General features: G+C 50.8%; 16 protein-coding genes and 1 tRNA gene. 13 read left to right on the forward strand and 4 right to left on the reverse strand.

Annotated features, from left to right (window positions below):
- Positions 1–35 precede the first annotated feature (35 nt).
- Positions 36–1,790 (forward strand): bifunctional ornithine lipid synthase OlsF, encoded by a 1,755-nt coding sequence (gene olsF / locus HA49_RS12160; protein ID WP_038017770.1) that lies wholly within the window; start codon positions 36–38, stop codon positions 1,788–1,790.
- Between the two features lie 30 nt (positions 1,791–1,820).
- Here the strand turns inward: olsF and ftnA are convergent, their stop codons facing one another.
- Complete coding sequence (ftnA, locus tag HA49_RS12165; protein WP_038017772.1) at positions 1,821–2,324, reverse strand: non-heme ferritin; 504 nt, start codon at positions 2,322–2,324, stop codon at positions 1,821–1,823.
- A gap of 520 nt (positions 2,325–2,844) precedes the next feature.
- On the opposite strand from ftnA, the gene prfC reads away from it, so the two are divergent.
- The 12 genes from prfC to HA49_RS12220 all read left to right on the forward strand — a co-directional run bounded on the left by prfC (position 2,845) and on the right by HA49_RS12220 (position 17,081).
- The gene (gene prfC, locus HA49_RS12170) at positions 2,845–4,434 is read left to right on the forward strand and encodes a peptide chain release factor 3 (protein WP_038019265.1); all 1,590 of its coding nucleotides are present in this window, start codon (positions 2,845–2,847) and stop codon (positions 4,432–4,434) included.
- Between the two features lie 928 nt (positions 4,435–5,362).
- Positions 5,363–6,679, forward strand: coding sequence for an MFS transporter (locus tag HA49_RS12175; protein WP_046791808.1), 1,317 nt, complete (start codon positions 5,363–5,365; stop codon positions 6,677–6,679).
- Between the two features lie 108 nt (positions 6,680–6,787).
- The gene (locus HA49_RS12180; protein WP_038017775.1) at positions 6,788–8,002 is read left to right on the forward strand and encodes an alpha-hydroxy acid oxidase; all 1,215 of its coding nucleotides are present in this window, start codon (positions 6,788–6,790) and stop codon (positions 8,000–8,002) included.
- A gap of 448 nt (positions 8,003–8,450) precedes the next feature.
- Positions 8,451–9,053 (forward strand): BON domain-containing protein, encoded by a 603-nt coding sequence (locus HA49_RS12185; protein ID WP_038017778.1) that lies wholly within the window; start codon positions 8,451–8,453, stop codon positions 9,051–9,053.
- Positions 9,054–9,175: 122 nt separating this feature from the next.
- On the forward strand, positions 9,176–9,337 hold the full coding sequence (locus HA49_RS20915; protein WP_009634777.1) for a DUF1328 domain-containing protein: 162 nt from the start codon (positions 9,176–9,178) through the stop codon (positions 9,335–9,337).
- 151 nt (positions 9,338–9,488) lie between these two features.
- Entirely contained in the window at positions 9,489–10,283 is a 795-nt protein-coding gene (locus HA49_RS12190) for a TatD family hydrolase (RefSeq protein WP_038017781.1), read from the forward strand.
- Between the two features lie 240 nt (positions 10,284–10,523).
- Positions 10,524–11,303, forward strand: coding sequence for a deoxyribose-phosphate aldolase (deoC, locus tag HA49_RS12195; protein ID WP_038017784.1), 780 nt, complete (start codon positions 10,524–10,526; stop codon positions 11,301–11,303).
- Positions 11,304–11,333: 30 nt separating this feature from the next.
- Positions 11,334–12,656 (forward strand): thymidine phosphorylase, encoded by a 1,323-nt coding sequence (deoA, locus tag HA49_RS12200; RefSeq protein ID WP_038017785.1) that lies wholly within the window; start codon positions 11,334–11,336, stop codon positions 12,654–12,656.
- A 56-nt stretch (positions 12,657–12,712) separates the two neighbouring features.
- The gene (gene deoB / locus HA49_RS12205; RefSeq protein ID WP_038017788.1) at positions 12,713–13,936 is read left to right on the forward strand and encodes a phosphopentomutase; all 1,224 of its coding nucleotides are present in this window, start codon (positions 12,713–12,715) and stop codon (positions 13,934–13,936) included.
- A 68-nt stretch (positions 13,937–14,004) separates the two neighbouring features.
- A complete protein-coding gene (gene deoD / locus HA49_RS12210; RefSeq protein ID WP_038017789.1) occupies positions 14,005–14,724 on the forward strand; it encodes a purine-nucleoside phosphorylase in 720 nt (239 codons plus the stop codon).
- Between the two features lie 183 nt (positions 14,725–14,907).
- Positions 14,908–16,845, forward strand: a complete 1,938-nt coding sequence (gene mrdA / locus HA49_RS12215) for a penicillin-binding protein 2 (protein ID WP_084706420.1) — start codon at positions 14,908–14,910, stop codon at positions 16,843–16,845.
- A gap of 160 nt (positions 16,846–17,005) precedes the next feature.
- Positions 17,006–17,081: transfer RNA gene (locus tag HA49_RS12220), tRNA-Phe, on the forward strand.
- A 295-nt stretch (positions 17,082–17,376) separates the two neighbouring features.
- Here the strand turns inward: HA49_RS12220 and HA49_RS12225 are convergent.
- The 3 genes from HA49_RS12225 to HA49_RS12235 are packed head-to-tail and all read right to left on the reverse strand — an operon-like array spanning position 17,377 to position 21,466.
- On the reverse strand, positions 17,377–18,726 hold the full coding sequence (locus tag HA49_RS12225; protein ID WP_038017791.1) for a c-type cytochrome: 1,350 nt from the start codon (positions 18,724–18,726) through the stop codon (positions 17,377–17,379).
- A 27-nt stretch (positions 18,727–18,753) separates the two neighbouring features.
- On the reverse strand, positions 18,754–21,012 hold the full coding sequence (locus HA49_RS12230) for a xanthine dehydrogenase family protein molybdopterin-binding subunit (RefSeq protein ID WP_038017793.1): 2,259 nt from the start codon (positions 21,010–21,012) through the stop codon (positions 18,754–18,756).
- The gene (locus tag HA49_RS12235; protein WP_038017795.1) at positions 20,996–21,466 is read right to left on the reverse strand and encodes a (2Fe-2S)-binding protein; all 471 of its coding nucleotides are present in this window, start codon (positions 21,464–21,466) and stop codon (positions 20,996–20,998) included. Before HA49_RS12235 ends, HA49_RS12230 begins: the two co-directional genes overlap by 17 nt.
- Positions 21,467–21,495: the final 29 nt, after the last annotated feature.

Below are 21,495 nucleotides of genomic sequence, written 5' to 3' on the forward strand. Positions count from 1 at the left end.
AGTGCCTTATTTAATCTGTTTCAGGGGGACTCCCGGTGTTTACCGTCGATCATCTGTTGCGGGACTATTGGCCTGAATTTAATGCCTCTGAATGGCAAAAACGGTTTTTACGCCGGATGATGCGTGAACAGGAATTTATCCGGTTTGCTGCTGAATATCCTCATCTTCATGGACTGGAGATGGTTGAACAGATGCTCGAGTACCTGGATGTTCGCTGTGAACTCACCGCACGGGAGCTGGAACAAATACCGGTCAGTGGCCCGCTGGTGCTGGTGGCTAACCATCCACTGGGTGCGTTAGATGGACTGGCCTTATTGCATGCCGTAGCTCAGGTCAGACGCGATGTGAAGATAGTGGCTAACCGTTTACTAATGAGCCTCACCTGCCTGCACCCGGTGTTACTGCCGGTAGATAATATGGGGCAGAAAACCGGGCGCGAGCAGTTGTCCGGTATCCGGCAGCAGTTGGCTAATCAGGGAGTGGTTATTATCTTCCCTGCCGGGGAAGTTTCGCGCTTAAGCAGCAAGGGAATTAAAGATGGTCGCTGGCACCACAGTTTTGTCCGGCTGGCTGCCAAAAGCCGTGCTCCGGTACTGCCTGTGTTTGTCGCCGGTAAAAACAGTCTGCCATTTTATCTGACAGCCAAACTCTGTCCGCCGGCAGCGTTACTCATGCTGGTCAGAGAAATGTTCCGTTGTCGTGGGACTACCGTAAAGATGAAGGTGGGTGCCCGCATTCCTTTCAGTAACTGGTATGACGGTCATACCCCGGCCAAAGAGCTGGCCTCCCGGCTACGTAAACATCTTTACCGGATCGCCCGTGGCCGCCCGGGGCTGTTTCAGACCGAAAATGCCATTGCCCGACCTGAAGACAGGGTAGCCGTGCGTAAACAACTGTTTAGCAGTGAACTGTTGGGGAGGCTACCCGACGGCAAATATATTTTTCTCTGGCAGCGCGGCAAAGAGAGCTATGTTCCGGTACTGAGGGAGATTGGTCGCTTAAGGGAAATCGCTTTTCGGGCTGTCGGGGAAGGCAGTGGTCGGCGCCGGGATCTGGATCGCTACGATGACGACTATTTCCATCTGGTATTGTGGGACGATGAAACGCTGGAGATTGTCGGTGCCTATCGTCTGTTGCCCACCGCATCGCAACTCACGGATGCAGAGACCCGGGGGATCTACAGCCAAAGCCTGTTTGAATATGATCCGGGTATGCTACCGGTATTATCACAGGGTATCGAACTGGGACGGAGTTTCGTTCAGCCGGCTTACTGGGGCAGCCGCGGGCTGGAGTACCTGTGGATGGGAATCGGTGCATTTCTGGCCAGATATCCGCATATCCGTTATCTTTTCGGTCCGGTATCCATATCCGGCGGACTTCCGTTAGCGGCACGTGATTTGTTGGTGGCTTTTTACCGGCTCTATTTCCCTCCGGCGGCGGAGCTTGCCACATCCCGCCGTCCTTACCCTGCGTCGTTACCCGAGGTGCTTGCTCAGTTTAGTGGTGACGATTATCAGCAGGACTTACGCTGTCTGAAGCGCCTGCTGGCGAATATGGGATGCGCGATACCGCCATTGTACAAGCAATATTCTGAGCTTTGTGAACCCGGCGGGGTGCAGTTTATTGATTTCGGCAGCGATCCGGATTTCAACAACTGTGTTGACGGGCTGGTGCTGGTGGATTTATCGCTGATTAAGCCGCTGAGATATCAGCGCTATGTTGGGGTATTTACCCGACAGGATGCTATGAATACACAGCAGAAGCAGACAGTATCGGGTACAGCAGAATAAAGCAGGGGACCGGCCCCTGCTTAGCTAAACTCAGGCGTGAGTATTGCTGTTCATGCGGCCCAAATCTTTGTCCAGCAGGAAAGCCCCGTTGGAGCTATTTTCCAGCATGCCCAGTTTATCCAGAACATTTTTAAAGGTCTTCTCTTCTTCATGCTGCTCGGCAACATACCATTGCAGGAAGTTGAAGGTAGAGTAGTCCTGAGTGGTCATCGCGGCATGCGCCAGTTCATTGATTTTACCAGTGATTAACTGCTCATGCTGATAAGTACGGGTAAATACGTCAGACAGCGATTCAAAAGTGACCGGCGGAGCATCAATACTGCCCAGTACCGGTAATGCGCCGGTATCACTCAGGTAATCAAACAGACGCTGCATATGATCCATTTCTTCACGGGAGTGGGTTTTCAGGAATGCAGCGGCCCCTTCGTAGCCTTTATCCGCACACCATGCACTCATTTGCAGATACAAATTGGCGGAATAGAATTCCAGGTTTAACTGATCGTTCAGGCGGGAAATCATATCAGGAGTAAGCATAACAGTGACCTTTTAACAGAGATTATATTTTGTAACTTTATGGTGATGAATTATGCATCAGTTGAACGGCCTTGTGAAGAGGGGGTCTTGATAATTTCTTTATTTTTCATGCGCTTAGTAATGCGAATTATTTGGAATACGTAATGAAAGTCTTTCTCATTGTTATCTGTTTTATAACAGGTGACGGATAATCCTCCAGTATCTGCTTCAGCACAAAACCGGGAGTCGCAGAGTTTTCCGGCAGGAAAAGACGCTTATTTCAGCGGTCAGCAATAATAAACCCTGCGGGCTGACATACCGTAAACGCCCGGTTTCATGTAACATATGCCCCGCGGAGAGCGGTGACGGGCAGAAATGCGGACCACAGGCTCTCCGGAATAAATCCCGGGTATTGACTGATGTCGGTGATGGCCGGTCAGTAATCTCTGTGATAAACGCCGGTGAAATATTTCCCGGCCTGCGTGATTTTCCGGAAATGCATTCCAGCAATGCGTTTCCGCCAACAGTGAAGAACCTGTTAATGGCTACAGCACCCTTTTTAGACGAAGTGGCTCGTCGCCGCACATTTGCGATTATTTCGCATCCGGATGCGGGTAAAACCACAATTACAGAAAAAGTTTTGTTATTCGGACAGGCTATTCAGACGGCCGGGACGGTAAAAGGTCGTGGTTCCAGCCAGCATGCTAAATCAGACTGGATGGAGATGGAGAAACAGCGTGGGATCTCGATTACCACTTCGGTGATGCAGTTTCCTTACCGCGATAAGCTGGTCAATCTGCTGGATACTCCGGGACACGAAGACTTCTCCGAAGATACCTACCGTACCCTGACGGCGGTCGACTGCTGTCTGATGGTGATTGATGCCGCAAAAGGGGTCGAAGACCGGACGCGTAAACTGATGGAAGTGACCCGGTTACGTGATACGCCGATCCTGACTTTCATGAATAAACTTGACCGTGATATCCGTGATCCGATGGAAGTCATGGATGAAGTTGAGAATGAACTGAAGATCGCCTGTGCCCCGATCACCTGGCCTGTCGGCTGCGGGAAGCTGTTTAAAGGGGTATATCATCTGTATAAAGATGAAACCTATCTTTATCAGAGCGGGCAGGGACATACCATCCAGGAAGTTCGTACGGTCAAAGGGCTGAACAATCCACAGCTGGATGAAGCGATTGGCGATGAACTGGCCTCTCAGTTGCGTGAAGAGCTTGAGCTGGTTCAGGGAGCATCTCATGAATTCGATCAGCAGGCGTTCCTGCAGGGCCAACTGACTCCGGTATTCTTTGGTACCGCGCTGGGTAACTTTGGTGTCGACCATATGCTGGATGGCCTGGTGAGCTGGGCTCCGGAGCCAATGCCACGCCAAACCGATACCCGTGAAGTTGTTGCTGCCGACGAAAAATTTTCCGGATTTGTATTTAAAATTCAGGCCAATATGGACCCGAAACACCGCGATCGTGTGGCTTTTCTGCGCGTGGTGTCAGGTAAGTATGAAAAAGGCATGAAGATGTACCAGGTGCGAACCGGTAAAGAGGTGGTGATCTCAGATGCTCTGACCTTTATGGCCGGAGATCGTGCGCATGTTGAAGAAGCCTATCCTGGCGATATTATCGGTCTGCACAATCACGGGACCATTCAGATCGGTGATTCATTTACTCAGGGTGAGAAAATGAAGTTTACCGGCATTCCTAACTTCGCACCGGAACTGTTCCGTCGTATTCGTCTGCGCGATCCGTTGAAGCAAAAACAGTTGCTGAAAGGTCTGGTTCAGTTATCGGAAGAGGGCGCGGTGCAGGTCTTCCGTCCGGTCTCTAACAATGATTTGATTGTGGGGGCGGTCGGGGTGCTGCAGTTTGATGTGGTCGTCGCTCGTCTGAAAAGTGAGTATAACGTTGAAGCTATTTACGAATCGGTAAATGTTTCTACCGCACGTTGGGTGGAATGCAGTGATGTGAAAAAATTCGACGAATTCCAGCGTAAGAACGAGGTAAACCTGGCACTGGATGGTGGCGATAACCTGACCTATATCGCTCCGACCATGGTTAACCTGAATATTACTCAGGAACGCTATCCGGATGTTGAATTCCGCAAGACGCGTGAACATTAATTTCTGAGCATAGCTCCGTGGCTTCGCCTGCAGCGGCGGGTCACGGGTTGCTGTTTTTCCCCACGGCCACTGTCTGTTAAGGCAGTGACCGTGGTTTTGTACCTTTCCTTCTCAACATCCCTCTCCGGGCCGTTCCGTCGGTCACCGGTATTTCTCTCTTACGGTAACCAGTGTTGCGTGACAGTGATAAGTTTCCGATGGCCTTCACAGTAGTTAACTATGTCGCGACTGCTCTGTCAGGCGTATTGCCTGCCAATTTATGGGTTGGCAAGGAGAGTTATCCCTCTGCAATAGTCATTCAAATAATCATATTGTGATCATATGTAATATCATTGCGGTGATAAGTTTGTCATTAAAAACAGTGATAAATGTCACGCTTAACGACTATTTCTGCGAATTAAAGCTATAAATTGACTAATCCGATCCCTGTCACAATTTTAAATACCAGTTATAGGCAAATGACGGATGTAACGGTAATGTTCATTTGTTCCACGTGTGTGTTAATGATACGTGAGATGTTATCGGTACTGCAGAGACGCTTCCGGGCTGATACAGATAACAGGAACAGACCGTATTCAAAGGACTTTTAACCTGCAATTAACTGATGTGGATAGATTTATCGCACGGAGATGAGAGATGACCACGATAGCTTAAATAGCGTGGCATATCGGCACAGATAAAATACGGTCAATATCAAGGTCCGAAGGGCCTGTTTATAGGGGTGAAATAGTTTCATGGTACCTGTGGAATATAACGCATTATATCCCTGCGTTTTGTAAAGGTATTCATTTCTGTACCGGCAAGCTGATGAAATCCGGAAACTCACCCCATTTTTCTGAATAGCAGAACAGATTGACAAATATACCGCAGTAAATCTGTGGGGTTTATACGCAGGCAGAATTCTGTCGATTTTCACAGGGTGAATAATATGGCTAAACGATCCAATGTCAGATGGATTATATTTTTCCTGATGCTGATGTTAGGCGCAATTAATTATATTGACCGAGCGTCACTTTCCATTGCACTCCCCTATATATCTGAAGAGTTCGGGCTACATGATGCTCAGGTGATTGGCTTTATTCAGAGTGGCTTCTTCTGGGCTTACGCTTTAATGCAAATCCCGGCCGGTATGTTAGCTGACCGCTTTAAGAAAAGAACCATTATCGCACTGGCCGCGATTTCATGGGGCATTGCTCAGGCAATGGTGGCGGTATGTACCGGAGTGTACTCTCTGTTTGTGGCGCGGGTTGCTTTGGGGGTGACTGAATCGCCTATTATGCCTGCGGGCGCCAAACTGATGGGCACCTGGCTTACCCCTAATGAGCGTGGTCGCGGCTCTATGCTGCTGGATGGTGGTGCTCCACTGGGTACAGCTGTCGGGGCCATTGTGATTACCGCACTGATTGCTTTCTTTAATGACTGGCGAATGGCATTTGTGATTGCCGGTGGGGTGACTGTGGCGATGGGCATCGTGGTCTGGTGGTATATTCGTAATACACCCGCAGAGCATCCCGGAGTTAACCCGCAGGAACTGAATTATCTTGCTGAGGCTAATGGCGCCGCAGAGCAAAAACATCTGCCTCCGACATTTAAAGAAATCAAACAGTGTCTGGCTCAGCGGAATGTCATTGCTCTGATCTGTGGCTGGTGTTCCTACAGTACCGTCTTCTATGGACTGATGACCTGGTTGCCGTTTTATCTGCAAAAAGATCGTGACCTGAACCTGAAAGATATGGGGATGGCCATGGCGTTTATCTTCTTCCTGTGTTTTATCGGCCAGATGCTGGGCGGATATCTGATGGATAAGCTGCGTAAGCGTGGTTACAAAGATAATACTGTGTTCCATTCCTTCCTGTCTGTCTCTGCCATTGCGGCGGGTGTCGGGGTCTATCTTGCCGCCCAGGCAACCTCTCCGATGGCCGTGATTATGTGGCTGGGAGTGGCCATCTTTGGTTTGCGCTGGTGTAGTGTTTACTGGTCAATCCCGTCTTTACTGGGGGCGCAAAAGATGGCGGGTTCTATTGTCGGGATCATGAATTTCTCCAGTAATATCTGGTCAGCGATTGTCCCGATTGTTATCGGTTACCTGGTTTACATCACCGGTAATTATTATTCGTCGATGATGTTGTTTGTCGCGGCTGCGGTGGTTTATCTGATTTCATCGTTAATGATTAACTTTGACCGGCCTATTACCGTGGGTGAACGTCATTCAGAGCCGGCAAAACAACCCCTGACCCAGAGATAAATAAAGCCGCCTGCCATATTCAGTGCCGGGGGCGTATCACTGAAATCATGGCATGGCCGTTTTTGATATAAATGTTATTGATTAACCAGCAGGTTTTTCGGGGATATTATGAAAAGGCGTATGTACAGAGGTGGGGACCTGCAACGGGTCCAGAATGTGGATGAGATGCGTGGTGTGGCTCGTTGCAGGGTACCAAATTTTTGTTTTGAATTCCTGGATGGTGCTTCAGAAGATGAAGTATCGCTGAAGCGTAACCGTAGTGTGTTTAATGATATTGCCTTTCGGCCTCAGGCGCTGGTCGATGTCTCCGGGCGGGATATTGGTAAGACTATCCTCGGGGAACGTTGCGAGGCCCCGTTCGTGATTGGCCCTACCGGGTTCAGTGGATTATTGTCAAACCAGGGGGATCTGTCGTTGGCGCGTGCAGCCGCAGCGTCTGGCATTCCTTACGTGTTAAGTAACGTTTCAACCGTTTCGCTGGAAGATATCTGTAATAAGACCGATGCGCGGGTCTGGATGCAAATCTATCTCTACCGGAACCGTAGTTTTGTCGAACAGTTGGTGAAGCGCTTACTCAATTCAAGAATTGATACCATAGTGCTGACGGTTGATAACCCGGTACATGGCAAGCGTGAATGGGACTCGCGTAACTATCGTGGGCATCTGAAACTCAGTTATCGTAATATGCTGGATGTGGTGATGCACCCACGCTGGATGGCAGATGTCCTGATCCCAAACGGTTTCCCGCGGTTTGCGAATCTTGGCGATTTGCTGGAGCCGGGTAAGGATGATGTGAAAGGTGCAGCGCATGCACTGGCATCACAGTTGTCTGCTGCGCTGTCCTGGGATGATGTTCGCTGGTTGCGCGACCTGTGGCCGCGTAAATTACTGATCAAAGGTCTGCTGAATAAATACGATGTTCTGAAAGCAGCCGAAGCCGGCGCAGACGGAGTGATTCTGTCGAATCATGGGGGACGCCAGCTGGACGGTGCATTATCTTCGATGGAAATCCTCCCGGAAGTGATGGATGCGGTGCGGGGTCGGATTCCTGTGCTGCTGGATGGTGGTTTCCGTCGCGGCAGTGATATTGTCAAAGCCCTGGCATTGGGTGCGGAAGGCGTGCTGTTGGGTCGGGCGACTTCCTATGGGCTGGCGGCCGGCGGCCAGCCAGGAGTTCAGCGGGTTATCGATATCCTGAAAGAGGAGTTAAGCCGGGTGATTGCCTTACTGGGTTGCCCGCAATTTAGCGAGCTGGATGCCCGTTACCTTGACTGGGAACTGCTGCGTCGTCACACGGCGGACTGGCAGGTATCACGGCAATAAGCGTTTTTTTTCACCCTGAAGACCGGTGCCGGGCAGAATTCAGCTTATGACGGTACCGGGAAGCAAGATCCCGCCGGAGACTAACTCAGTCTCCGTTTTTTTACCTGATTCCAGGCCGACAGACACTCTGAGCACCGGCAAGGCCACCGCAGTGATTTCCCGCCATCATGATGTTGTCCCCGTGTTCCGGCAAATATCCCGGAATCTGCCGCTTCTTAGAGAGCCTGTAAATTGGTTAATATTACTGGCTGTACCTGAGAGGTATCGCAGGTACGCAGGGAGTCGATGTGCAGGACTTCCGGGGTTAAGCCGATTCCTAAAAATCAGCATAACTATAAAATTCGACTACTATTAATGTCATGTGGTTGCGGTTCGCAGGCTATACAGGGTGTTTTCCCAAATAAGGTTAACCTTCAGGCCGGACGAGGCAGTCACACAGGAAAAATGAATGAAAAGAATGAACTATTTCCGCCGGTTGTTGCTGGTTTCGCTACTGATTAGTCTGAATATCAGTGCCGCCGAACTTCCGGCCAGGGGGCAGGGAGCAGAAAAACACAATAATCCGTCTCTCGACCTGTCGTTGAAAAGTGTTGATAAGTTTATGGATGACAGCACCATCACTGCCAAAGTGAAAACAGTGCTGGTGGATGATAAACAGATTAACAGTACCGATCTTTCGGTGTCGACGACCCGGGGGATTGTGTCGGTGAAAGGATTTGTCGCTTCACACCGGCAAATCAGCAGAGTTAAACAGTTGGTTGCGTCGGTGAAAGGGGTGCGGCAGGTTAAAACTGAACTGCACATCAAACCGCAGCAGCAGACTAACCTGAAAAGTTATGCCAGTGATACGGCAACCACCAGTGAAATTGTGGCCAGATTAATGACAGAAAAAAGTATCTCTTCTCGTCATATCTCGGTGACAACCACCCAGGGAGTGGTGTTACTGACCGGCAAAGTCAGCAGCCGTGAACAGAAGCTTCATGCGGGTGACATTGCCGCTAAAGTATCGGGTGTCAGTGCAGTGAAAAATCAGTTATCCGTAGGCAAATAACCCGATTTCGGTAACTGAAAGGGAGTGTTGTTAACAAAAGAGTATTCAGGATAAATACCGGTTCTGAGCGTTTCAGAACAACATTTAGAGATAAATTTGTTAATGAAAGTAAGGAGATAACTATGTTTCGTTGGGGAATTATCTTTCTGGTGATTGCGTTAATTGCTGCTGCGCTGGGTTTTGGCGGGCTGGCAGGAACCGCAGCCTGGGCAGCTAAAGTTGTATTTGTTGTTGGTATTATTTTGTTTCTTGTCAGTCTGTTTACCGGCCGGAAAAGACTCTGAGCCACGACTGAGACTGTCCCGGTCTTATGACAGTGGTTGCCGGTATGGATACCGGCAACGCTGCTCTCCTGATACACTTCTTTCAACTTTCTGCCGTATTGCCGGAGCTCAGTGCCGGTGTGGTACGGTATTGTGGTGAAAGGAGACAGCCTTGCGATTTATTGATACTCACTGCCATTATGATTTTCCGCCGTTTGAACATCATGAAACGACGGAGCTTGCCCGTGCCCGGAGTGCTGGCGTGGAAAAAATCATCGTTCCGGCGGTCAGTCAGGCTCGTTTTGCTGCCGTGATGCAACTTGCCGACACCTGTTCCCCGCTTTACGCTGCGCTCGGCCTGCACCCGGTATGGTCAGAGGATCATTGTGATGATGATATAGACAAGTTGCAGCAATGGTTACATCAACAGCCAGAAAAGCTGGTGGCCATCGGGGAAACCGGTCTGGACTATTTCACTCCGGCTCTTGCCGCTCAGTCCGCGAAACAGATCACCTTTCTCAAAGCGCAGTTTGCATTGGCTAAACGCTATGATTTACCGCTGATCCTTCACTCACGCCGGACGCATGATCCACTGGCCTCGTTACTACGCCAGGCGCAATTACCGGCAACCGGCGTCATTCATGGCTTTGCCGGTAGCCTGTCACAGGCGATGGCGTTTGTTAAACTCGGTTACCGGATTGGGGTGGGGGGAACCATTACTTATCCACGGGCGGCGAAAACACGTCACACCATAGCCAGTCTGCCCCTCTCCTCTCTGGTACTGGAAACGGATGCACCGGATATGCCTTTGCAGGGGTTCCAGGGCCAGCCAAACCGACCTGAGCAGGTGGCGGTGGTGTGCCGGATACTGGCTGAATTACGTTTAGAGCCAGAGGAGCAGATTGCAGAAGTGATGCTGGCAAACACCCTGCAGTTATTTCCCCGCTTACAGGCAGTCGGGGACTAAACTCCGGCACGGCGGACTGAATTGTTATTATTGAAACATTTGATGTGACCTTTGCAGTCAACTGTGCTCATCTTCTCCTTCTTGCCATAAACCTTATTTTCGGCGGTATCTGCGGCATGACTCGATTTATTTGATCTGTCCCGCGATTATCCTGCGCTGTTGTTTGTTATAATATGAACATTAATTAATGTTTTTTGTTGCAAAGTTATCAAAGGGCGATGGCCCGCGGAGGAATTTTTCATGACTGATATGACCGCTACTGCCCGCAAGGCGATAGGGCTGATGGATCTCACTACGCTTAATGATGATGATACTGAGGAAAAAGTGGCAGCGCTTTGCCGACAGGCGAACTCGCCTGCCGGACTGACGGCGGCCGTCTGTATCTATCCACGATTTATTCCACTGGCCCGTAAAGTGCTGCGTGAACAGGGAACACCTCAGGTACGTATTGCCACAGTCACTAATTTCCCTGCAGGTGGCGCGGATGTAGACATTGCCCTCGCTGAGACCCGGGCGGCTATTGCTTACGGTGCGGATGAAGTCGATGTGGTGTTTCCCTGGCGGGCACTGAAAGCCGGTGATGCACAGTGCGGAGCCGAACTGGTGAGCGCCTGCAGCAAGGTGTGCCATGACGCTAACGTGCTGCTGAAAGTCATTATTGAAAGTGGTGAATTACAGGACCCGGTACTGATTCGTCAGGCTTCTGAAATTGCGATTGACTCAGGTGCGGATTTTATCAAAACCTCAACCGGCAAGGTGACCGTCAATGCCACTCTGGAGAGCGCCAGAATTATGCTGGAAGTGATCCGTGACAAAGGAGTGGCCGCCACTGTTGGATTTAAACCCGCCGGCGGCGTCCGCACTACCGAAGATGCCGCCGCCTATCTGGCTCTGGCCGCCCAAATCCTTGGTGATGAATGGGCCGATGCCCGACATTTCCGTTTCGGGGCCTCAGGTTTGCTGAACAGTTTGCTGCAAACCTGTGGTACAGAGGTCAACGGGACAACTTCCGGTTACTGAACCGCGGCTTTTGGTAAGCAGGAGGTGGGTATGTTACTCCCCCAGGAAATTATTCGTAAAAAGCGTGACGGGCACGTGCTCAGTGCTGATGAAATTAGCCACTTTATCCGCGGGATTACCGATAATTCGGTATCGGAAGGACAAATTGCCGCCCTGGCTATGGCTATCTGGTTCCGGGATATGACCTTGCCGGAGCGGGTCGCTTTGACGCTGGCGATGCGTGACTCGGGAACGGTGCTTAACTGGCAGGATTTGCAGCTCGATGGCCCGGTGGTGGATAAACACTCTACCGGGGGCGTGGGTGATGTGACATCACTGATGCTGGGGCCGATGATTGCCGCCTGTGGTGGCTATGTGCCGATGATCTCCGGGCGTGGCCTGGGTCATACCGGAGGCACGCTGGATAAGCTGGAAGCGATCCCGGGCTTCGATATCTTTCCTGATGATCAACGTTTTCGTCAGATCATCCGTGATACGGGGGTGGCGATTATCGGACAGACCCGGTCACTGGCCCCCGCGGACCAGCGCTTTTATGCAACCCGTGATGTCAGTGCAACCGTGGATTCCATACCTCTGATCACCGCGTCTATTCTGGCGAAGAAACTGGCTGAAGGGCTGGATGCTCTGGTGATGGACGTTAAAGTGGGCAGCGGCGCATTTATGCCGGATTACGCACAATCAGAGTTGCTGGCCAGTGCTATTGTCGGAGTAGCCAACGGAGCAGGCTGCAAAACCACGGCGTTACTGACCGATATGAGCCAGGTACTGGCCGGTTCCGCCGGCAATGCGACGGAAGTCCGTGAGGCCGTGCGTTTTCTGAGGGGCGATGAACGAAATCCCCGACTGCTGGAAGTGACACTGGCATTATGCAGTGAAATGCTGGTCAGCAGTGGTTTAGCCGCGGATGATTCATCGGCCAGAACACGGTTATTGCAGGTGCTGGATAATGGCCGTGCAGCCGAGGTGTTCGGTCGGATGGTGGCGGAACAGCGCGGGCCCGCGGATTTTGTTGAGTATTACGATCGTTATCTGCCCGCCGCACCGATAGTAAAACCGGTGTTTGCTGCGACGTCAGGTTATCTGAATGCCATGGATACCCGGGCTATTGGTATGGCAGTGGTCCGGTTAGGGGGCGGACGTCAGCGAGCCAGTGACGGTATTGATTATCGTGTGGGCCTGACGGAGGTGGCAGAGTTGGGACAGGCAGTGGATGCTCATCGTCCGTTGGCGATGATTCACGCGGCCGATGAGGATAGCTGGCAACTGGCCGCGGAACATATTACCGCGGCAATCAGTCTCAGTGACCAGCCAGCGAAAGAAATCCCGCTCATCTATCGCAGAATTAGTGAATAAGTCGCATACTGTTCTGATCTGTTTTTTTCACCCTGTTAGACGCATAGGAGGCGAAAATGAAACGTGCTTTTATCATGGTACTGGATTCTTTCGGGATCGGTGCCAGTAAGGATGCGGAAAGATTCGGCGATGCCGGTTCAGATACTCTGGGCCACATTGCACAAGCCTGTAGTGAAGGCCGGGCCGATCAGGGCAGAAAAGGCCCGTTATCGTTGCCTAATCTGACATCTCTGGGGCTGGCAAAGGCGGCGGAGCTGTCTACAGGCAAAATTCCTGCCGGTATGGATGCACAGGCTGAGGTTATCGGGGCATATGCCAGTGCCAGTGAACTTTCATCCGGTAAAGATACCCCCTCCGGACACTGGGAAATCGCCGGTGTGCCGGTATTATTCGACTGGGGCTATTTTTCTGATGAAACCAACAGTTTTCCACAGCAATTACTGGATACTTTGGTCGAAAAAGCCGGGCTGCCTGGTTATCTCGGAAACTGCCACTCTTCAGGAACGGTGATCCTCGATCAGTTAGGGGAAGAGCATATGCGCACCGGGAAACCCATATTTTATACTTCTGCCGATTCGGTATTTCAGATTGCCTGTCATGAGGAAACCTTCGGGCTGGACCGGTTGTATGATTTATGCGAAATCGCCCGTAAAGAGCTGACCGACGGTGGTTATAACATCGGCAGGGTGATTGCCCGCCCGTTTATCGGACAGAAAGCGGGTGAGTTCGTACGTACCGGTAACCGCCATGACCTGGCCGTTGAACCCCCTTCTGCCACAATGTTACAGAAGCTGGTGGAAGAGAAGGGAGGGGAGGTGATTTCGGTGGGTAAAATCGCCGATATTTATGCTCAGCAGGGGATCACTAAAAAAGTGAAGGCCACCGGACTGGATGCATTATTTGATGCTACAGTCACAGAGATGCAGCAGGCTCCGGATAACTCGATTGTCTTTACTAACTTTGTCGATTTTGACTCAAGCTGGGGACACCGCCGTGATGTGGCGGGCTATGCCGCGGGGCTGGAACTGTTCGATCGTCGTCTTCCTGAACTGATGGCGTTAGTGAAACCCGGAGATATCCTGATCCTCACTGCTGACCATGGCTGTGATCCTACCTGGCACGGCACCGACCACACCCGTGAGCATATTCCGGTGTTGATCTATGGCCCGGAAGTGAAACCTGGCTCCCTGGGACAACGAGATACGTTTGCCGATATCGGCCAGACGATAGCGACATATTTCGGTCTGTCTGCTATGGATTACGGGCGTAACATGCTGTAAAAAGCATCCCTGATTTCTCACTGCCTGGCGGACTGCCAGGCAATGACCTGTTTGAGAGGAAATAAAACATGGCTACACCTCATATTAATGCTGAACCAGGTGATTTCGCTGACGTGGTTCTGATGCCGGGCGATCCGTTACGTGCTAAATATATTGCAGAAAATTTCCTGCAGGATGCCCGTGAGGTTAATAATGTACGCGGTATGCTCGGGTATACCGGCACTTACAAAGGCCGCAAAATTTCGGTCATGGGCCACGGAATGGGGATTCCGTCCTGTTCCATTTATGCCAAAGAACTGATCACTGACTTTGGGGTAAAAACCATTATTCGCGTGGGCTCCTGTGGGGCGGTTCGTCCGGATGTTAAACTGCGTGATGTGGTTATCGGTATGGGAGCCTGTACGGACTCCAAAGTGAACCGTATGCGTTTTAAGGACCATGATTTTGCCGCTATTGCTGATTTTGAACTGGTGCGTCATGCCGTAGATGCAGCGAAAAAGCTGGGAATTGATGCCCGTGTGGGGAATATTTTCTCGGCTGATTTGTTTTACAGCCCGGACCCACAGATGTTCGATGTGATGGAAAAGTACGGCATTCTTGGCGTAGAGATGGAAGCGGCGGGCATTTATGGTGTAGCAGCAGAGTTCGGAGCGAAAGCGCTGGCTATCTGTACTGTCTCTGACCACATCCGCTCCGGTGAACAGACGACCGCAGAAGAGCGTCAGACCACGTTTAATGACATGATTAACATTGCGTTGGAATCTGTGTTAGCGGGCTCTCCGGCCTAATCCCCGTCCTGCTGATAACGCGGAATAATGACCCTGCATTTTTTCGCGTTATTAATCTTATGTTACATATTTAAACAAATGACACACTTTAATTCCCCCGGGATCCACCTGGTGCTGGCACTGGCTGGCTAACCCTCTATGATAGGCGTCTGATGATCATGCCCCTGCAAACTATGTTATGTAATGAAGCTGCGTAATTTCGAAATTGAAGAAAAACTGTTTATACGTCGCGCTATAGCGGCTTTTGGTTTAGTGGCGGTTTGCTTTGGCATCCTGGCGTATAACCTCTATCGCCTGCAGATTAACGAACACAGTTACTACCAGACCCGGTCTAACAATAATGACATCAAAATGATCCCGATTGCACCAACGCGCGGGATTATCTATGACCGGAACGGTACTCCACTGGTAAAAAATATTACCCAGTATGACCTGACCATTATTCCTTACCAGATTACTAACCTGAAAGAGACCATTCAGGCGCTGACTCCGCTGATTGGTCTGACTCCGGACGATGTGGCTGACTTCTGGCATCGCCTGAAGCAGAACAGCCGTTACAAGCCCATCATCGTCAAAGACGAGTTGTCAGAAGAGCAGATTGCCCGGTTCTCTATTGATGAATATCGCTTTCCCGGCGTGAGTATCGAATCCTACCAGGACCGGCAATACCCGTACGGAGCCGATTTGGCGCATGTGGTCGGTTATGTTTCCAAAATCAATGACAATGACTTTAAGAAACTGAATGCTGCAGGTATTTCAGAGAACTATGCCGCTGACCATAACATTGGTAAACAGGGCATTGAAGGTTACTACGAGTCTGTGCTGCACGGACAAACCGGTTATCAGGAAGTCGAAGTCGATAACCATGGACGTATCGTTCGGGTATTGAGCGAACAGCCGCCGGTGGCGGGTAAGAATGTCTGGCTGACCCTCGATCTGCCGTTGCAGCAATATGTTGAAAGCCTGCTGGCAGGACAGCGTGCGGCTGTACTGGTGGAAGATCCCCATGATGGGTCGGTGCTGGCCATGGTTTCCGCGCCCAGCTATGATCCCAATCCGTTTGTCAAAGGGATCAGCTATAAGGCTTATGAGGAACTGCTGAACAATAAAGATCTGCCGCTGATCAACCGCGTGACACAGGGGCTGTATCCACCGGCATCCACCGTTAAACCTTATATGGCAATGTCCGCCTTGCTAAACGGGGTTATTACTCCACAGACTACGTTCTTCGGGGCCCCCACCTGGACACTACCCGGCACTGACCGCCATTATCGGGACTGGAAAAAAACCGGTCATGGCATGCTGAACGTGACCAAAGCGATAGAGGAGTCTGCCGATACCTTTTTCTATCAGGTCGCGTATATGATGGGGATCGACAGAATTCACCATATGTTGAGCCAGTTTGGTTATGGCCGGCTGACCGGTATCGATCTTCATGAAGAATATAAAGGCCTGCTGCCAAGCCGGGACTGGAAACAGACGGTGCATAAAAAAGCCTGGTATCAGGGGGATACCATTTCTGTGGGGATAGGACAGGGTTACTGGATTGCAACACCGATTCAGATGGTGAAGGCACTGGTAACATTACTGAATAACGGTAAGGTGCTGACACCTCATCTGCTACTCAAACAACAGCAGGGTAATACGGTCGAACCCTATCAGCCGGCGTCTGCTCCACAGCAAATCGGTGATCCTAATTCTCCTTACTGGTCGCTGGTGCGACATGCCATGTTCGGTATGGCCAATGCACCTAACGGTACCGGGTATAAATATTTTCATACCGCACCTTACGGTATTGCCGCGAAGAGTGGGACTTCGCAGGTATTCAGCCTGAGACAGAATCAGGTGTATAACGCGAAAATGATCCCCGTGCGCCTGCGTGACCATATCTTCTATACTGCATTTGCACCGTTTAAAGACCCGAAAGTGGCAGTGGCCGTCATTCTGGAAAATGGCGGCGTCAATGGGGTAGTGGCGGCACCACTGATGCGGCAGATACTTGACCATATTATGTTGCCACAGGGGAGTACCGCTCCGCCGGCCGGGGACAAAGGATCCATTCCACAAAATATTCCGGATAGCGGCGCAGTTGCCCCCGGGTCGGTGACTACAGATCAGTAATCTGAAGCCGCATTGTTCGGTGGGAGAGTGCGGCTGTCATCATCAGATTGATTATGGATAAAGCAAAAGGCCGGGAGTTGCTGGAAAAGCAAGCGGTCAGCACGCTTGTGATGAAAATTGATTGACGCAGCACAGTGATTAAGGTTTAATGCGCCCCGTTGCCCGAATAGCTCAGTCGGTAGAGCAGGGGATTGAAAATCCCCGTGTCCTTGGTTCGATTCCGAGTTCGGGCACCACTATTTAGAAGAACCCGCCTCTGGCGGGTTTTTTGCTTTTGAAAAGCCGAACCCTTCATCGAACAAGGTTCGATATACTCGCCTCATCCCTGAGGCTCGCCCCTGCGGGGTTGCGCTGGCGCGCAATACAACTGTGTTCCCGACACAGTTGTCCGGGTTCGGGCACCACTATTTAGAAGAACCCGCCTCTGGCGGGTTTTTTGCTTTTGAAAAGCCGAACCCTTCATCGAACAAGGTTCGATATACTCGCCTCATCCCTGAGGCTCGCCTGTTTTCCTGGCCTGTTGTTACTGGCTTATCGCATTTGCAGAATAATCACATTACTGCTTGCAGGATCGGTGCGTTCACGAAGTTGTTTCACTGACTCCTGTTTCACGGTCGTACCGGTATTGCCCCAGGAGGTTCTGATAAAGCTTAATACATCCGCGATTTCTTTATCAGAGAGTTGCTTGCGGAATGGTGGCATTCGGTAAGCGTCCGGCATACCATCAGCAACAACCCTGGCTGAACCATTTAGGGTCACATTTATGGATGACGAATCATCAACCAGCATGGAGGTCGCCCCTGCCAGAGGGGGTATCCACGGAGCCTGGCCCTTACCATCAGCAGCATGACAACTGCTGCAACGCGTCATAAAGGTCTGAGCACCTGGTGTTTTCAACCTTTCGGATACGGTCAGTTTGCTCATGGTAGAATCATCATAATGCCACTCCTGCTGCTGATTATTGCTACCTGCCGGGAGGGATTTAAGATAATGAGCGATAGCTTTCAGGTCATCATCACTCATGTACTGTGTTGAATTATTGAAAACATCAGCCATTGAGCCGAAAACAACACCGTGCTGATTACGTCCGGTTTTCAGGAAAGTAAATATATCTCCGTCACTCCAGCGTGCTAAACCGGTGTTGGCATCACCTCGCAGGCTGGGGGCGTACCAGCCATCCAGTGATGCACCCGCCAGAAAATGTTCACTGGAGTCATCCAGGCCTTTTTCATTGAAAGCCAGGCTACGGGGGGTATGGCAACTGCCACAATGTCCCGGACCTTCAACCAGATAGGCACCCCGGTTCCATTGCGGATCCTTCCCGGCTTTTGGTTGCCACGAATTGGTTGGGGTAAATACGGTATTCCAGAATGCCAGTGGCCAGCGCATATTTAATGGCCATGGTATATCGCTGGGTTTATTTTGCTGGTTAACGGGTTTTACATCCTGTCTGAACCAGGCATAAAGTGCGCGGATATCCTCATCACTCAGTTTTACATAGGAAGGATAGGGCATAGCGGGATATAGCCGGTGCCCATCCTTAGCCACCCCTTTTCTCACGGCACGATCAAAATCTGCAAGGCTGTAGGAACCAATACCTGTCGCAGTGTCCGGGGTAATGTTGGTGGTATAGATATTACCAACGGGGGTGGCCATCTTAAGGCCACCTGCGAAAGGCGCTCCACCAGGGATACTGTGACAGGCAACACAATCACTCAGGCGGGCAACATATTCTCCTTGTTTGAGCAGTTCTGCCGTTGATGCATCCATCTTATCACTGGAAGCAAAAGGCGAAGAGGGTTCCCGCAACGCCAGGGCGGCACAGGTAATGATAACGATCAGTAAAATAAACAGTGCAATACCAATCCTGCGTTTTGTCATTTTTTTATTCTCCGTATCGGGTCAGGATCAGGTAAAGTCAACGCGGGATAATGGCATGCTACGTACTCGTTTGCCGGTTAGCCTGAACACCGCGTTGGCTACTGCAGGTGGAATAGCGGGAAGCGGTGGCTCACCAATACCTCCCATCTTCTCTCCACTTTCGACAATCTTCACATGGACTTTAGCCATCGCAGACGGAGGTAAAATAGGGTACATATCATAATTACGCGCTACAGGTTGCCCCTGTTCAAAAACACTTTCTTCCAGAAGCACCTGTGACAAACCCAATGCAACGGCACTGTTCACCTGCGCCTCAATGATGGCCGGGTTGACGATGCTGCCAGGGTCAATGGCCTCCCAGACGTCATGGACTTTCACTTTGCCATTGAGGATTGAGACCTCAGCGATAGCAGCAGCTTCAGTACCAAAGGGAGAAGCCATTGCGATGCCACGCGCGCGCTGAGAGCCATCCGCAGCAGTGAAAGGCCCCGGTTTCCATCCCCCTGACAAGTCAACGACAGCATTCAGAAGAGTGGTCAGCCTTTTATTCCCCTGCAATAAATGCAGCCGCAGTTCGAACGGGTCTTTACCGCCAGCATGAGCGATTTCATCAAGGAAGCTTTCATAGAGAAAATCATTCATTGAATTACCCACGGATCGCCAGTAACCCACCAACACGGGACCCTTTTTATAGATTTGTGCGATGCGTCGGTTTGGTATGGCATATGGCTTATGAGTGAGCCCCTCAACCGCCGTTTCATCCAGTTTTTCTCCCCGCTTACCTGCGATTCCTTCAGTAGGGCCTTCAGTAATCGTCACAACGTCCAGTGCGACCGGGTAACCTGCTTCATCAAGCCCGGCATTAAAGCGCACCGCAGCCATTGGGCGACGGGTATCGCGTAAAAACTCCTCCTCGCGACTCCAGATAACTTTTACAGGGCGTCCAACCGCCTTCGCTAACTGTATCGCCTGGGGGTAGACCATGGCTGTGTCATAAACAAAATGTCTGCCAAAGAAACCACCAAGCAGTGGAGAATGAATAAAGATCTTTTCGGCAGGTAAGCCGGTTCGCTTTGCTACATCAGCCTGAAACATTTCCGGAGCCTGGTTTGGCATCCACAATTCCAGAGAACCGTCGGCGTTAAAACGGGCCAATGCAGAAGGGGGCTCTAACTGGGCATGATTGAGATATTGCGAGTGATAAGTTGCCTCAATCTTACTGTGTGCTTTACCCATTGCTTCATTAACGTCTCCCTTCGCTTCAGCCTCGTCTCCATTACCGGGTTCTTTAGCCAGAAGTTCGGCAAATTTGTCCGAGGAAAAATCTGCTGGCATATAACGATCACGCTCATTTTCTGCAGGCTCATTCCAGGTGACCTGTAATGCCTCGGCGGCTCGTTTCGCCTGCCACCAGCGCTCAGCAACTACGGCGACTGCACCAGGTAAACGATGAACAGAGTGAATGCCCTTCATGGCCGTCACCTGGGTTTCGTTACGAATTTCGCCAGCAGTCAGACCGATTCGTGGTGCATGCTGAACTGCGGCTTGCAGCATGCCCTCAACTTTACAGTCGATGCTATAGATAGCTTGTCCTGTCGATTTGATATGCATATCAAGGCGGGGAATGGGTTTACCAATCCAACGAAACTGACCGGGGTCTTTAAGTTTAACCTTATCAGGGTCAGGGACTTCAATATCCATAGCCTTGCCTGCAAGCTGGCCATAGGTTAATGAACGGCCAGAAGCAGAATCGATCACTTTACCGGGCTCAGTAGTCAGCGATGCTATGGGGGCATTCAATTCTGTAGCAGCAGCCTGAAGTAACATTTGACGAGCCAGCGCCCCCAGGCGACGCATCGTGTGGTAACTCATACGTACCGACATGCTGCCACCGGTAATGCGAATACCAATATCCATCACCTGATATTCAGCACCTGCGGGTGCATTCTCGACAATGAAGGTCGCCGGATCAGCATCCAGTTCTTCACCGACTATCTGTGCCATAGCGGTAAAAATACCTTGTCCACCTTCAACAAACGGGCAGAGAAAATGAATACAGTTATCAGGGCGGATTTCAAGAAATGCGGGGACTCGTGTCCCTGGCGGCAGGGGATCCTTAGTCCCCTGAGCTCTTGCCTGACCAACAGGCAGACCAAAGCCCAGAACAAACGCACCAACAGCCGTTCCGGCAGACGCGAGCAGAAAGCGACGGCGGGAGAGGTTGGTCGCCTGGCCATCTTCCATCTGGCTTAATTTGCGGGAAAGAAACTCAGGAAGTCTTTTCATTCCTCACCTCCTCACTGGCGACTTCATGAATCGCGGCACTAATTGCGTTATAGGTACCGCAACGACAGAGGTTGACCATAGCAGCGGCAATTTCTTCCTCTGTTGGGTGTGCGACCTGCTTTAACAGCGCGGTTGCTGCGATAACCTGCCCGGACTGACAGTAACCACACTGAGGAACCTGATGCTTTACCCACGCAGCAACGACACGTTTACCTAGATCATCTGTATCAATCGCCTCAATAGTCGTAATATGTTTGCCCTCCAGCTTGTCGATGGGAGTTACACATGAGCGAATTAGCTGCCCATCTACCATCACTGAGCAGGCTCCGCATTGTGAAAGACCACAACCATATTTGGTACCCGTCATACCAAGATCATCTCTTATGACCCATAGTAGTGGGGTATCGCCCTCAACATCGATCTGAACGGTTCGGTTATTGATAAGAAGTTCCATAGCTCTCCGGTAAATAATGAGTTTGTTTT

The organism is Tatumella morbirosei (assembly GCF_000757425.2).
In the GTDB taxonomy this organism is placed as follows: Bacteria; Pseudomonadota; Gammaproteobacteria; order Enterobacterales; family Enterobacteriaceae; genus Tatumella; species Tatumella morbirosei.